This window comes from Escherichia sp. AM3, from assembly GCF_032029835.1.
GTDB classification, from domain to species: Bacteria; Pseudomonadota; Gammaproteobacteria; order Enterobacterales; family Enterobacteriaceae; genus Escherichia; species Escherichia coli.
On sequence record NZ_JAVUPQ010000569.1, the window covers coordinates 1 to 456 of the forward strand.

Here is a 456-nt window from a genome sequence, read left to right on the forward strand (position 1 = left end):
CCGTAAATCTGCCTGGCCTGGTTTTCGCCCATTACTGAATACGTGAAGCAGGGCTTCCTTTTCAGCCAGATTCAGTTTCCTCTCAAACCGCCCTCTGGGATTTTTTTTCCAGACCAGTTCCATACCTTTCTCCTGACAGCGAAACATTTCAAATAATGACATTGAAATGAATTTCAAAAGTAATACAAACGAAATACAAATGGATTACATTTGCAATCCCTTTTCATTCTGGAATGGCAGTTGAAGTCCATCCAGAATCTGTTTGTCTATACCTTCCAGAAACTCGTGCATGAGCTCCTCGAGCTGATTTACATGATGGCACTCAATTAAGTGGTGCTTCCCTTTCTTATCCCGGCCATTTCTATGAACAATGTCGTGTCTAATGGTCACTGAACGCGCTATATTGTTCAATATATCGGGCGGGAAACTGACAAGGAGACATTCCTGATAGAGTTT

General features: G+C 42.1%; 1 protein-coding gene. It reads right to left on the reverse strand.

Annotated features, from left to right (window positions below):
- Window positions 1-204: 204 nt before the first annotated feature.
- A partial coding sequence (locus RTW80_RS27285; RefSeq protein ID WP_312721209.1) for a hypothetical protein occupies window positions 205-456 on the reverse strand: 252 nt, incomplete at its 5' end.